Below are 13,307 nucleotides of genomic sequence, written 5' to 3'. Positions count from 1 at the left end.
GCGGAGCGCCGATGTCAGCCGTTTCCTCACCCGCGAGGCAATCTGTCGGCAGCTCACACTTCGACGTTGTCCGGCTCAGCGGCAAAGTCATCAATCCTAGTGCCGACACCGAGCAGCTCCGCGATTGCGGCAACTGACCGCTCTGCGGCTCGACCATCGCCATAGGGGTTGACGGCGCGAGCCATCGAACCGTAGGCAAACGAGTCGTCGAAGAGCCGCGACACTTCGGAGACGATTGCAAGCCTGTCAGTTCCGACGAGCCTGACCGATCCGGCCGTGACGGCTTCAGGGCGCTCGGTATTCTCACGCATCACGAGCACGGGTTTGCCGAGGCTCGGTGCCTCTTCCTGGATTCCGCCGGAATCGGTAAGGATCACGTCTGAGGCGGCCATAACAGTGGTGAACTCGCCGTAGGACAGCGGTTCGGTGACGAGCACGTTGTCGAACTTCTCGACTCGGGGAAGAACGGCCTCGCGCACGAGCGGGTTGCGGTGGGCTGGGAGCAGGATGACCAGTTCGGGTCGGGCAGCGGCCAGTTCGGCCAGCGCGTCTCCGATGTTCTCCATGGACGAGCCGAGATTCTCCCGACGGTGGGTCGTCACGAGAAGTTTCGGGCGGTCAGAGGCGACATAGTCGGCGACGACCGGATCAGCGGGGGCGACATTCATGTCGACGGCCAGGTGGAGGGCGTCGATGACCGTATTGCCAGTGGTGACGACGTCGGCAGGAATGATTCCTTCGGCCACCAGATTGTCACGGGATCGGGGAGTCGGAGCCAGGTGGAGGGCAGAGATCTGACTGGTCAGTTTCCTGTTGGCCTCCTCGGGGAAGGGACTGAGCAGGTTACCCGAGCGCAGTCCGGCCTCGAGGTGGATGATCGGGATGCTGCGGTTGAAGGCGGCGATGGAGGCGCCCATGACTGTGGTCGTATCGCCTTGGACGAGCACGGCGTCGGGCGCCTCACTTTCCAGCACGGTGTCGAGTTCCCCGATGACACGGGAGGCGATCCCGTTGAGAGTCTGTCCCTGGGACATAATGTTGAGGTCCACGTCCGGGGTGATGCCGAACAGGTCATTGACCTGGTCGAGCATCTCACGATGCTGGGCTGTGACGACGGTGCGGGAGCGCAGGGTCGTACTTGATTCGATTGCCCGGATGAGTGGGGCCACCTTGATGGCTTCCGGCCTGGTGCCGAAAACGGTGAGGACAGTTGGGGTCACGCACGAACTCCTGGTCGGGAGAACCACGGGGGCCGCCTCGGCGAGGCAGGGTTCTCGCATCAATTCCGATGTGGGTAATGGTATGCAGTTCTGTGGCACTTGGACATACCGACTGGGTCAATCACATCATGACAGCCCGGTTGCAATTGTCGGCAATTGCAAACTTTTGCAACTCGTTCACCCAAAGTTGTTGACAAAGTCACGCCAGGGGTCATTTCATGAGTCACTGTGGTGAAGTTGTTCCGGCTCAGCCTCGGGTAACATCAGAAGTCGTTCATCTTCAGTTTGGAGCATCGCACACATGCCGCCCACCGCCACCTCTCAACGCCCCTCGGTCGCCGTCATCGGCCTCGGTTATATCGGTCTTCCGACAGCAGCTGTTCTGGCCAGTTCGGGCGCAGAGGTCGTCGGGGTCGATATCAACGCCGATGCCGTGGCTACGATCAACGCCGGTCAGGTTCCTTTCGTCGAGCCGGACATGGCGACGACGGTGGCCGGTGTCGTCTCTCAGGGTTATCTGCGGGCCACGACCGAGACCCCGCACGCGGACAACTACATCGTCGCGGTGCCGACGCCGTTCAAGGACGGGCACGAACCTGATCTCTCCTACATCGAGACCGCGGGCAAGCAGATCGCTCCCCTGCTCGAGGGCAATGAGCTCATCATCCTCGAATCGACCTCGCCTCCCGGAGCAACGGAGTTCCTGGCCGAGACGATCATCAATGCTCGCCCGGATCTCACTCTCAAACCCGGCAGCGCACAGACCGTCTACTTCGCGCACTGCCCTGAGCGCGTTCTGCCCGGCCGGATCATGATCGAGCTGAGGACGAACGATCGCATCGTCGGCACCCTCAACGGAAATGCCGGCGAACGTGCTCGTGACCTGTACGAACTGTTCTGTGAGGGCGAGTTCCTCATGACTGACGCTCGCACTGCGGAGATGGCGAAGCTGACCGAGAACGCTTATCGCGACGTCAACATCGCCTTCGCCAACGAGCTGTCGGTGATTTCCGACGGTCTCGACATCAACGTGTGGGAGCTCATCAAGCTTGCGAACCACCACCCTCGAGTCAACATCCTGCAGCCCGGCCCCGGAGTCGGCGGCCACTGCATTGCGGTCGACCCGTGGTTCATCGTCTCCACTGCGCCCGAGCAGTCGTCACTTATCCGCACCGCACGTGAGGTCAACGACTCGAAGCCCGGATATGTGCTCGACAAGCTCCTCCCCCAGGCCCGTCGCATTCAGGACGTGCAGATCGCAGCGCTTGGCCTGGCGTTCAAGCCGAACATCGATGACCTGCGGGAGAGCCCGGCCCGGCAGATCGTCGGGCAGCTCGCCGATGCACTCCCGGAAGCCAAAATCATGGCAGTGGAGCCCAACATCGACAGCCTGCCCGCGGAACTCGAAGAGCGCGACAACGTCAGTCTCACTGAGGTGAACGAAGCCATTCGCGCTGCCGATATCGTGCTGCTGCTCGTCGACCACAATGAGTTCACGCGCATCGACCGAACGCTGCTGACGCAGAAGATCGTTCACGATACGCGCGGGGTGTGGGGCTGAATACCCAGTGGGCGGAAAGTTCAGTTACATCACCGACTCCTCATTCCGTTTTAGGACTACATTCGGTATTCGATAACATCAGTCTATGAATGTCGAACAAAACGATAGAGTGCGCAAAGCCGTGATCCCCGTCGCCGGCTTAGGAACTCGGTTCCTCCCCGCCACGAAGGCCACCCCCAAAGAGATGCTCCCCGTCGTCGACAAGCCGGCAATCCAGTACGTCGTTGAAGAGGCGACAGAAGCTGGTCTTCGAGACGTCGTTATGATCACTGGGCGCAACAAGCGGCCGCTCGAGGACCATTTCGACCGTGTGGACGGCCTGGAAGACGCGCTGGCTCAGAAAGGCGATGAGAAGAAGCTCGCCGCTGTTCAGCATTCGACAGATCTCGCCGACATCCACTACGTGCGGCAAGGCGATCCGAAGGGCCTCGGCCATGCCGTGCTCAAGGGACGCCAGCACGTCGGCAACGAGCCGTTCGCCGTCCTCCTCGGCGATGACCTCATTGACGAACGTAACCCCATCCTGCCGAAGATGATCGAGGTTGCCGAGAAGACCGGCGGCAGTGTCGTCGCGCTTATGGAAGTCCCCAGCGAAGCAATCCACCTCTACGGCTGCGCCGCAGTCGAGACCACCTCGGACGATGAGGTTGTCAAAATCAATAACCTGGTGGAAAAGCCTGCCACCGAGGACGCCCCCTCGAATCTGGCCGTCATCGGCCGTTACGTGCTGGCGCCAGAGGTCTTCGATGTCCTCGAGACCACGAAGCCGGGACGCGGCAACGAAATCCAGCTCACCGACGCCCTCCAAGAGCTCGCCGGAAACGCGGACGGGAATGGCGTCTACGGGGTCGTGTTCAAGGGTGCCCGCTACGACACGGGCGACAAGCTCGATTACCTCAAAGCTGTCATGCAGATTGCCTGCGATCGGGAGGACCTCGGCGACGACCTCAAGGCGTGGCTGCGCGAGTTCGTGCCGACACTGGACTGAGCAGGCTCTGCTCGCACAGAAGATCGTCCACGACACCCGTGGCGTGTGGGGCTGAACCTCAAACCACCTTCCTATCGACTGCGCCGCTGAGAGTTCTCAGCGGCGCAGTTGCGTTATGGACAGCCGACAAAGGCAGCAGAGTCAGCGGCGTAAGGTGGACTCAACGTCTCCACTGCAGACTGAGTGCATCTCATTCGTGCTGGTGAAGACCTCGCCCGTTGCCGTACACCGAAGTGCTGAGGAGAAGAATTGACCGCTGAACCGATCTGGCTTCCCGACCCCGACCAGACCCCGCGACCGCAGATCGCTGACTTCATCGACTTCGCGAATCAGCGCACCGACCAAACAATGGCCGACTATGACGATCTGTGGAACTGGTCGGTCAGCGACCTCGACGGATTCTGGGGTGCGGTCTGGGACTTCTTCGACGTCATCGCCGACGAGCCCTACACAGAAGTCCTCGCCGATCGGTCCATGCCCGGGGCCACCTGGTTCCCCGGGACCCGGCTCAACTACGCCGAACACGCACTGCGGGCCGGCCTCGACGACACTCTCGCTGACGAACCGGCCATCATCACCATCAAAGAATCCGGCGAGCGCACCGAAACCACCTGGCGCGAGCTGCGTCGCCAAGTTGGATCCGTCGCCGCCTGGCTGCGTGAGCAAGGAGTCGAACAAGGCGACCGTGTCGTCGGCTACCTCCCGAACACCCACCACACCCTCATCGCGTTCCTCGCGACCGCTTCCGTCGGAGCCATCTGGTCCGCCTGCGCCCAGGACTACGCGGCCGAAGGTGCCGGGACGAAACTCGGCCAGCTCGAACCGAAGGTGCTCTTCGCCGCCGACGGATACCTGTGGAACGGGCAGGCTTTCGACCGCCGCGACCAGGTCGCGGATCTGGCCAACCGGATGCCGAGCCTGCGGGCCGTGGTCGGGGTGGGCAACCTCGGCGAGGAATTCATCGATGAACACGGGCGGATCACGAACCTCACCACCTGGGACGATGTCGCTTCCGGGGATGTCGAACCCGAGTTCGCGCGCGTCGATTTCGATACCCCGCTGTGGGTGCTGTATTCCTCGGGCACGACGGGGATTCCCAAGGGGATCGTGCACAGCCACGGCGGGGTCGTCATCGATCATCTGCGTCTGCTGGGTCTCCACCTCGACATTCGCCCCGGTGACCGGTTCTTCTGGTACACGAATACGAACTGGATGATGTGGAACCTCGTCGCCTCGGCGCTGGTGGGCGGTGCGACCACGGTGTGCTTCGACGGCAGTCCCCTCTATCCGGGGCCGGGCCGGCTGTGGGAGATCGCCGCGGACACGGAGGCGAATGTGCTCGGGGTCAGTCCCGGGATCTTCCTGGCCGGGATGAAGGCCGGGATCGAACCCGGCACCGAATTCGACCTCTCTGCGCTGCGGACGATCGGTGCCACCGGTGCCCCGGTGCCCGCCCACTGCTTCCCGTGGGTGCGCGATGCCGTGGGCGAGCGCGTGCAGCTGGCCTCGACGAGCGGCGGCACGGACGTCGTCAGCGGCTTCGCCGGGTCCGCTCCGAACTGTCCGATCTGGGCTGGCGAGCTCTCGCGGCCGGTGCTCGGTGTGGCGTTGGAGTCCTGGGATGACTCGGGGCAGCCTTTAATTGGCGAGGTCGGGGAGATGGTCATCACCGCCCCGATGCCGTCGATGCCGGTGAAGTTCTGGAACGATCCGGACGGTGAGCGCTACCGCGACACGTACTTCTCGATGTTCCCCGGAGTCTGGCGCCACGGCGACTGGATCACCATCACCGACCGCGGCAGCGTCATCATCTCCGGCCGCTCGGACGCCACCCTCAATCGGCAGGGAGTGCGCCTGGGCAGTGCCGACATCTACGACGTCGTCGATGGCATCCCCGAGGTGGCCGAGTCCCTGGTCATCGGTGCCGAGCAGCCCGACGGCGGGTACTGGATGCCGTTGTTCGTTGTATTGGCTGAGGGAGTTTCGCTTGATGATAGCTTGCGGAAGCGGATCGCCCGGGATCTGAAGGAAAAGGCCTCACCTCGACACGTGCCCGATGACATCATCGCCGTGCCCGCCGTCCCGCACACCAAGACGGGCAAGAAGCTCGAAGTGCCGGTCAAGCGTCTCATCCAGGGGCATCCACTGGAGAAGGTGGCAACCCCGGACGCCGTGGACTCGTTCGAGGCGCTGGAGTACTTCGCGCAGTTTGCGGCTGGTAAAGACGGCGCAGCTAGCGAGGGGTGAGAGACCTCTTACAGTGAAGGGTGAACGATAAGCGACGAACAACCGGGGCGCCGCTTATCGACTTCGAGCTTATTCAGCTCTCATCGCGTGGTCGACCGGTCTGAATCTAAAACCGCCGGGAGAACTAAAACCACTCCGCTTCACGGCTGGTAAAGCGAAAGCTCCGGGCTCTTCTACAACAAACTTTCTCTTTAGCGGGTAGTGTAAAGTAAAAGTTATGAGTCAACCGCAGAATGAGTTTTCGTTTGAGCCAGGAACAGAACTGATGAGGGACCGCGCACGGTCTCGCGAAGAGGTGGATGAATGCCTCAACTCGTTGCGAAACGGTACCTTGCCTGACAGCGCCGAACGGCAGCGAGTGGATTTCAAAGAAGAAGCCGGACGCCGAGGTGCCGCCGGGCGTCTACTTCCTGGTACACCGGAAAACACGAAAGCCGCTGATCAGCTCGCGAATGAAGTTGCCTCCATGGCGAACACCCCTGGTGGCGGAGCATTGATCATCGGAGTTGAAGACCGCTCTGGCGATCTTCTCGGTACAGACCTAGACATCGAATGGTTACGTCAACAGATTTACAGACGAGTCGAAGTCGCTCCCGAGATCGAAGAACGTATAGAGCAAGGAATTCGGCTGCTAGTTATCTATGTGGCCGAGGCACGCGAGCCTGTGGACGATACAGGCGGACGAATCCGCTGGAGAGTGGGCGATTCCTCCGTCCCCGTAGATCGCGGTGAGTGGTGGGCCCGTCGACAAGATCGCAGCGGTTGGGACTCTATGGCTCGGCTCACAGCATTCACCCTAGATAGCGTGAAGCCAGCGGCCGTTGCAGTCGCCCGGGATTACTTGGCGAGGCGCGACGGATCCGATGACGCTCAGACTGACCTGGCTACGGCTGCTCCCGCCGACATGTTACGCCGGATTGGCGTGCTCAGCGTTGACGGCTACCTAACCGAGGCGGGAGCGATTCTCTTCTGCCCTGCTCCGCGCGCGTGGCTTACGTGGACCCGACTCGATGTCGAAGGCGGAGATATCCTTGCCTCCGATTCAGCCTACGAAGGCCTAAGTCTCCTCGAACAAATTGAGCGGGTCGAAGCACTTCTGGATGCCGCTAACGACAGGGTTACGCTCCCTGGTGAATTTTCGGAACGCGCGCTTAGGCAGTTGCCGACGCGGTCTGCCCGAGAAGCAGTCCTCAACGGAGTCGTCCATCGCGACTGGAATCGGCAGGAGCCAACGACGGCGACCTGGATTGAAGCCGATGCGTCACTGACGGTCATATCTCCAGGGGGTTTTGTCGGCGGAATTTCAGCAGACAACGTGTTGACCCAGCGGTTCAGTCGATACCCCGCGCTGGCAGATGCCTCCCGTGCACTTGGCCTGGTCGATAAGCAAGGAGTCGGGGTAGACAGAATGTACCGAGAAATGGTCACTATCGGACACCGACCACCACTGCTTGTTGAAGAGCCTGGACCTCGAGTTCGAGTTCGCCTCGCGGGTGGACAGCCACTATTGCCGATCATTCGGTTGACTTCGAAGATTCAGCCAGCGGCCAGGCAACGCGACGTCCAAATCGCGCTCATTGTTTACACGCTGTTGAGAAATCCGTTCACAACGGTGAAGCGCATGTCTAAGATATTGCAACGTACAACCGAAGAAGCCGCAGAGGCCCTCGAGATTGCACACAGATGTGTAGTTGATGGGCAGCCTCTGATATCTCCGCTGAAGAATGTGTGGACACTTTCGAACGAAGCTCGCCGCATCGTGGGAGGACAGACCGCCGACCGCAAGATGTTGCAACGCCAGCGAGTCCTCTGGTTCATCACTCCAGGAGGGGATGCAGCTTCCGAAGTTGTTAGCCAATGGTTTGAGGTTCAAGATCGAATTTCATCCGGCGACTACTCCAAATTGACAGGACTGACACTAGCCGGAGCGAGAGGTGCGCTGGATCGACTCGTACAGGATGGGCGCCTAGTCCGCGGGGATGCTACCGGCAGGAATGCTCACTATCTCCAGCCAGTCAACGCCTACGGTCTGTACAGTGAATCCGACAGCAGAGTATGAGCAGGATGGACCGAGCTACGTAGCCTGCCTTTCAACGGGCGGAGCCACGAATTGGAAGCGAATCGATTCTACGATGTCTACTTTTTCTTTACGGGATGTCGTAAAGGAAAACTAGACCGCCCTACCTCAAAAGACTTTCCATTTGGCTATTGGACCTCTCGCGATATGCCTTCAGTGGGTTCCCGTTCACGTACAGGGTCGGTCCCTTCGTTTCTGCGGGGTAGTCACACTGGCCTAGTGCCGAACGTCACGGCACGATGAGGAGTCGGCCGTAAACTCCCCCGGCTTCGAGGGCGCGGTGGGCGTCGGCCGCCTCAGCGAGGTGGAACGTCGCACCCACTCGACCTTTCAGACGCCCAGTTGCCAGCATCTGGTTGATCACCTTCGCCGCCTCGGCGAGGTCCGCGGCCGAGGCGTTGCTGATCGCGAACCCGAGCACGCTGGCATCGCGGGTGTAGAGCTGGTTGATAGGCACCCTCGGCGAGGATTGCATTCCGGCCATCACGATCACCCGCGCACCGTGCGCGAGCAGGGGAACTGACTTTTCGAAGTCATCGTCGCCGCTGGCATCCCACCACACGTCGACGCCGCGCGGGGCAGCCCGCTCGACTTGCATGTAGTAGTCAGGGGCATGCTTATCGATGACAAGGTCGGCTCCGCAGTCGCTCACCCAATGTTCGTCTCCGGTTGAGCCACCGGCGATGACACGGGCACCCATGACTGCCGCGAGTCGGACGATCGCTGTGCCCACTGCCCCACTGGCCGAGCCGACCACGATAGTCTCCCCCGGTCGCAGCGCCGCCTCTCGGACGAGTCCGATAGAGGCGGTTCCTGCCACGTGCAGGACAGGGGCCGCCTCGGCAGGGTCGAGGCCTTCGGGAAGAGGGTAAAGCCGTTCGACCGGTGCAACGACGAATTCGGCGAACGTGCCTTGGCGACCCTCATAGCCGAGGCTGTTGGATCACACTCGATCGCCCGACCTGAAGTTCTCGGCTGTTTCCCCGATGGCGACGAGGGTACCCACGAGATCACGGCCGATGACGAAAGGGAACGACACCGGAGTGGGAAAGCCCCCGGACCGGACGAAGAGGTCGACGTGGTTGACCTCGCTGGCCTTCACCGAACCGAACTCTCCACCGGCGGAAATGCCCTGGATGATGCGCGCGATGCCCTATTTGCCAGGCGATGAACGAGCGCGTCTCACAAGGTGACCGCGCGTGACAGCAGTCCTTTGGTCGCTTTCGCGATCAGTCCTTCTGAGCCTTCGTGAAGGCCTGGTATTCCCTGATGACTTCAAGAGCCGGACCGTCTGCGCGCAGGACACCCTGCTCGATCCACAACGCACGGTTGCAGGTGTCTTTGATCGTGCGCATCGAGTGGGAGACGAGGAAGACCGTACCGGCGTTCTCTCGGATCGCACGGATTCGGCCCTCGGACCGGTCGCGGAACTTCTTGTCACCGACGTTGAGCGCCTCATCGACGATGAGGATCTCGTGCTGGACTGAAGTCGCGATGGCGAACTTCAGCCTCTGGGACATTCCCGAGGAATACGTTCGCATCGGCAGATCGATGAAATCGCTCAGTCCGGTGAACTCGACGATATCGTCGAACCTCTCCTCCACCTCGGCGCGGGTGAGCCCGAGAGCCAGGGAGCCGAGAACAATGTTGCGTGCACCGGAGAGGTCAGGGATCAACGCTGCTCCGACGCCGAGGAGGTTCGGCCTCGAGGTCGCGTAGATCGCACCCTCCGAGGTGGGCGTTAGGCCCGTGATCGAACGCATGAGCGTGGATTTGCCGGAGCCGTTGCTGCCGATGATGCCGATGGATTCGTTTTTGTGGGCGACGAAGCTGACGCCCTTGAGAGCATGGACCTCTCGGAGACCGCGCCGCTTCGTCATCACGTCTTTGCTGCCGAGCTTGAGCTTCTTGCCCGTAGCCAAGGTCTTGTAACGGACGTGGACGTTGTCGCAGACCACGACGGGCGGGTTGTTCCTCGTTACGTCAGGAAGGTTGCCTGTATCGAACGTTTCCGGTTCTTCCGTCTCACTCATCGCGACCGAACCTTTCCTCGGCCTGCCAGAAGAAGACGAAGCCGATGATGAAAATACCGAAAGCCCAGATGGCAAGGTGCCAGAAGTAGTCGTAGGGAATGACTCCGTCCTTCATGAGGATGCCGCGAGCGATTGACAGCACATTGTTCAGTGGCTGCCAATCGGCGAAGGGCTGCAGTGCGGGATTGATCTTTTCGACCATGACCTTGAGGTCGAAGAACACACCAGAGGTGTAGAAGATCATGCGCGAAATGAAGGGAGTGACCTGGGAGAGATCACGGAAGTGGACCGTGGCCCGAGCGAAGATGAATGCCACGCCTTGATTGAAGATCCAGAACAGTATGACCAGCGGGATGAAGAGGAACCAGTCCCAGCTAGGCCGCGCTCCCCAAAGCATGACAAGGAGTGCCATGAAGATGAATGTGGGGATGAAGTTGAGGAGATTCTGAAACACCGTGGCGATCGGCAGCACGATGCGCGGGAACGGCAGGGATTGCACAAGGGATGCGTTCGAGATGATCGACTTCGCACCACCGTTCATCGAGGTGTTGAAGAACTCGAGGACGAAGACGCCGATGATGACGAAGGGTGCGAAGTCGTCGGGTCGCGCTGTGGCGCCCTTCATGATGTACCCGAAGACCGTGCCGTAGATCAGGGCTGAGAACGCTGGTCGCAGCAACACCCAGAGCATACCGAGGCGGTTGCGTTCGTTCTCACTCTGCATCCGGTATTTGGCGAGAGTGTAGGTGAAGTCGCTGCGAGTGATCAGCTGCTTAATGTACTCGGGCAGTGACGGCCGCCCGCCGACTCTTTCGAGCCCGTGCTCCTCAGCTAGCTTAGCCATATCCATGAACAGAAGTTTCTCTCGTCGGCGACTGGGGGCGAACACAGGAAGTCTACGTGATGAGGGTGGCCGATTCTCACAGTCGGCTATGAGCCTTGAAGTTGAAATCGGGGTCCTCGATCTGAGCCCTCGTCGGAATGTTATTACCCGCTAGTACGCGACGAGCCGCGGCTTGCAGAGGAGGCCAGTTGAGCGTCTCGACACCAACGAGCTGTGCGTCTGGGGCTGATCCGTCGAAATGGAAGACCTGGAATTTCTTGCCGCTGGGATCGTGCCTGATGAGCGTATCTGTGGCATCGGGGCTGGTCAGACCTGCAGTGAAGACTTTTTCTGGGCCTTGGAAACTCCAGTGCCACGGGATATCCGACCAGGGTTCGCCGGTGCCGCCGTCGTCGGAGCTGAGCAGTTCGGCAAGGTACTTGCCGTGGCTCTCAGCCACGGGCTCACATGCCCACGGGTGGTCGAGGGCGAAGGCTCCGTCGGTGATGAGTGCGCAATCACCCGCAGCCCAGACTCCGGCGTGAGATGTTGCCAATTTCTCATTCACCTCCCACGCCTCGGCGGGTCGAACGCCATCGATGGGAATCAGAGCCGGGCGAGCACCGACGCTGGTGACGAACAGGTTGTGAGTATCTGCCGGGATGTCGTCCGGGCTGCTGGTGTGCGCCACGAACTTCACGCCGGCTTCTTTGTGCTTCTCAAACAGGGCCGTGCGCACGGGCTCCGAGAGCTGCTTGCGCAGGGGCTCATCGCCGCGCAGATATATGGTCGCCTCATGACCAGCCGCGACCGCCGAGGTGGCCACTTCCATGCCTAAGTATCCGGAGCCGAGGACTCCGACGTTCAGTGGCCCATCGGACTCGGCTACGAACTCACGGATCCACTCCGCCTCGGCCAGGTTGTACACGGGCAGTGCATCCGGGTATCCGGGGATCTCCGGTCGGTTCGCCTCCATGCCCGTAGCGAGGATGCAGTGGGTGAAGTCCAGAGTCTCCCCCGACGCCAAGTGGACGGTGCCGGCTACTGGGGTGTCTACGGTGGGACTGGCCTGCTGGGAGTGGGCCGCCGCCTCGGCGAGGGTGATCTCTGTGGCCTTGTCACGGACGAAGGTGATGAGGTCACTTGCCTCGAGATGGAAGGGCAGGTGGTACCTGGAGTCGTCGAAGAGGTGCTTCGACAGTGGGGGCCGTTCGCTGGTCTCCCCCGCGGCCGGGTCGACGAGTGTGACCGCCTGACCGCGTTCGCTGAGCTCCCGGGCGGCGGTGGTTCCGGCCAGCCCTGCACCGATGATGACGATCGTCTTTGCCATGTCTCCATGCTAGACCGCAAGCTGCGAAGTGTGGTGTGAGATGAGACGCGGCAGTGGTCAGTGCGGCCTAGGCTCAGAGTTCTGTGGTGCTGCTGCCTCCCCCGGTGCGCTGTCCCGTGACCTTAGCTTTGACGATCTGGGCCAAGCCAGCGACCTTGCCGCCTTTGAGACCCCAGTGCTGTGCGGACTCTCCGGTGACCTTGATCAGACCGAGCTCCGGGTCGGTCAGGCCGCCGTCGAACCAGGTGGCAGCTTCCTTGTTCCAGAGCTTAGCGAGCTTGGCCTGATCATCGACGAAGTCGACCCGACCGGCCACCGAGAGCCAGTTGCCCGCCTCGGAGACGGCGATATTGACTTGCGGATTCTGCAGCAGTGCTGTTGCTTGGTCGCCCTGCAGACCGATGAAGAACCACACGTCACCGTCGTCGGTGACCTCTTGGGGCACCATCGGGTGGGCGAGCAGCTTGCCGTCGTCGAGGGCGGTCGTGAGCATCACATAGCCGCTGTCGCGGAGGATCTTCACGACGTCTTTCTGCTCGAGGGACCCAGTGTCAGCGCCTGCGCCCGCTCTCTGCGTCGCGTTGCCCTTTGCGGCTGGGCTCTCGTCGGCGTCTCTCTCAGCAGCCTTCACAGCGCTTTCATCGACGGCCGTATGTGAGCCGTCGGGGTTGCGATGAAGGGTCACACCGATGTCAGCGGCCGTATCTTGGGCACGGTCTTCGACGTTCTCTTCGGTGTAGCCGACCTGCGCCTGCGAATCGACTTCGGAGGTGCCTCCCAGTGGCTCGGTCGCCTCGTCGAGCTTCGCCGCGGCATCGCGTGCCTTCTTCTCGCCGGTGGATTCGTTGCTTATGTCTCTGCTGCTCATCAACATTCCCTTCACAGACGATTCTTGACCCAAGTCTCACACGGGGCCGCCGACAACAGAAGAGGGCGTAGAGAAGTTTCCAGGTTTGTCAGGCAACCATCAGACACTGATTCACCTCAGGTCAGATACGTGGCCGCGCGGTGTCAATAGGACTGGGTGC

11 protein-coding genes are annotated in these 13,307 nt (G+C 61.2%); 4 read left to right on the top strand and 7 right to left on the bottom strand.

Annotation, left to right across the window (positions count from 1 at the left end; all coding sequences use genetic code 11):
• Window positions 1-53: 53 nt before the first annotated feature.
• Window positions 54-1,220, bottom strand: coding sequence for a non-hydrolyzing UDP-N-acetylglucosamine 2-epimerase (gene wecB, locus BANT918_RS04980; protein WP_101619185.1), 1,167 nt, complete (start codon window positions 1,218-1,220; stop codon window positions 54-56).
• A 301-nt stretch (window positions 1,221-1,521) separates the two neighbouring features.
• On the opposite strand from wecB, the gene wecC reads away from it, so the two are divergent.
• The 4 genes from wecC (at window position 1,522) to BANT918_RS04960 (ending at window position 8,075) form a co-directional block, all read left to right on the top strand.
• Complete coding sequence (gene wecC / locus BANT918_RS04975) at window positions 1,522-2,781, top strand: UDP-N-acetyl-D-mannosamine dehydrogenase (protein WP_101619184.1); 1,260 nt, start codon at window positions 1,522-1,524, stop codon at window positions 2,779-2,781.
• Between the two features lie 85 nt (window positions 2,782-2,866).
• Entirely contained in the window at window positions 2,867-3,769 is a 903-nt protein-coding gene (gene galU / locus BANT918_RS04970) for a UTP--glucose-1-phosphate uridylyltransferase GalU (protein ID WP_101619183.1), read from the top strand.
• 249 nt (window positions 3,770-4,018) lie between these two features.
• The gene (locus BANT918_RS04965; RefSeq protein ID WP_101619182.1) at window positions 4,019-6,016 is read left to right on the top strand and encodes an acetoacetate--CoA ligase; all 1,998 of its coding nucleotides are present in this window, start codon (window positions 4,019-4,021) and stop codon (window positions 6,014-6,016) included.
• A gap of 217 nt (window positions 6,017-6,233) precedes the next feature.
• Window positions 6,234-8,075 (top strand): DUF5635 domain-containing protein, encoded by a 1,842-nt coding sequence (locus tag BANT918_RS04960; protein ID WP_101619181.1) that lies wholly within the window; start codon window positions 6,234-6,236, stop codon window positions 8,073-8,075.
• A gap of 247 nt (window positions 8,076-8,322) precedes the next feature.
• Here the strand turns inward: BANT918_RS04960 and BANT918_RS04955 are convergent, their stop codons facing one another.
• The 6 genes from BANT918_RS04955 to BANT918_RS17980 form a co-directional block, all read right to left on the bottom strand.
• The gene (locus tag BANT918_RS04955) at window positions 8,323-8,913 is read right to left on the bottom strand and encodes a zinc-binding dehydrogenase (protein ID WP_101619180.1); all 591 of its coding nucleotides are present in this window, start codon (window positions 8,911-8,913) and stop codon (window positions 8,323-8,325) included.
• Between the two features lie 123 nt (window positions 8,914-9,036).
• Complete coding sequence (locus BANT918_RS18060; RefSeq protein ID WP_009884574.1) at window positions 9,037-9,195, bottom strand: alcohol dehydrogenase catalytic domain-containing protein; 159 nt, start codon at window positions 9,193-9,195, stop codon at window positions 9,037-9,039.
• Between the two features lie 127 nt (window positions 9,196-9,322).
• Entirely contained in the window at window positions 9,323-10,126 is an 804-nt protein-coding gene (locus tag BANT918_RS04945; protein ID WP_069599379.1) for an ABC transporter ATP-binding protein, read from the bottom strand.
• Complete coding sequence (locus tag BANT918_RS04940; protein WP_226984360.1) at window positions 10,119-10,970, bottom strand: ABC transporter permease; 852 nt, start codon at window positions 10,968-10,970, stop codon at window positions 10,119-10,121. Before BANT918_RS04940 ends, BANT918_RS04945 begins: the two co-directional genes overlap by 8 nt.
• Window positions 10,971-11,046: 76 nt before the next feature.
• Entirely contained in the window at window positions 11,047-12,279 is a 1,233-nt protein-coding gene (locus tag BANT918_RS04935; protein WP_101619179.1) for an FAD-dependent oxidoreductase, read from the bottom strand.
• Between the two features lie 73 nt (window positions 12,280-12,352).
• Window positions 12,353-13,147, bottom strand: a complete 795-nt coding sequence (locus BANT918_RS17980; protein ID WP_324761557.1) for a pyridoxamine 5'-phosphate oxidase family protein — start codon at window positions 13,145-13,147, stop codon at window positions 12,353-12,355.
• Between the last annotated feature and the right edge of the window lie 160 nt (window positions 13,148-13,307).

The sequence above is a fragment of the Brevibacterium antiquum CNRZ 918 genome (genome assembly GCF_900169145.1).
In the GTDB taxonomy this organism is placed as follows: Bacteria; Actinomycetota; Actinomycetes; order Actinomycetales; family Brevibacteriaceae; genus Brevibacterium; species Brevibacterium koreense.
This window is presented reverse-complemented; position numbering and strand designations above follow the sequence as displayed.

Bases quoted from the DNA above. Each gene is read 5' to 3' on its own strand.
- wecC (WP_101619184.1), top strand. From the start codon at position 1,522: ATGCCGCCCACCGCCACCTCTCAACGCCCCTCGGTCGCCGTCATCGGC.
- galU (WP_101619183.1), top strand. From the start codon at position 2,867: ATGAATGTCGAACAAAACGATAGAGTGCGCAAAGCCGTGATCCCCGTC.
- BANT918_RS04960 (WP_101619181.1), top strand. From the start codon at position 6,234: ATGAGTCAACCGCAGAATGAGTTTTCGTTTGAGCCAGGAACAGAACTG.
- BANT918_RS04945 (WP_069599379.1), bottom strand. From the start codon at position 10,126: ATGAGTGAGACGGAAGAACCGGAAACGTTCGATACAGGCAACCTTCCT.
- BANT918_RS04940 (WP_226984360.1), bottom strand. From the start codon at position 10,970: ATGGCTAAGCTAGCTGAGGAGCACGGGCTCGAAAGAGTCGGCGGGCGG.
- BANT918_RS04935 (WP_101619179.1), bottom strand. From the start codon at position 12,279: ATGGCAAAGACGATCGTCATCATCGGTGCAGGGCTGGCCGGAACCACC.
- BANT918_RS17980 (WP_324761557.1), bottom strand. From the start codon at position 13,147: ATGAGCAGCAGAGACATAAGCAACGAATCCACCGGCGAGAAGAAGGCA.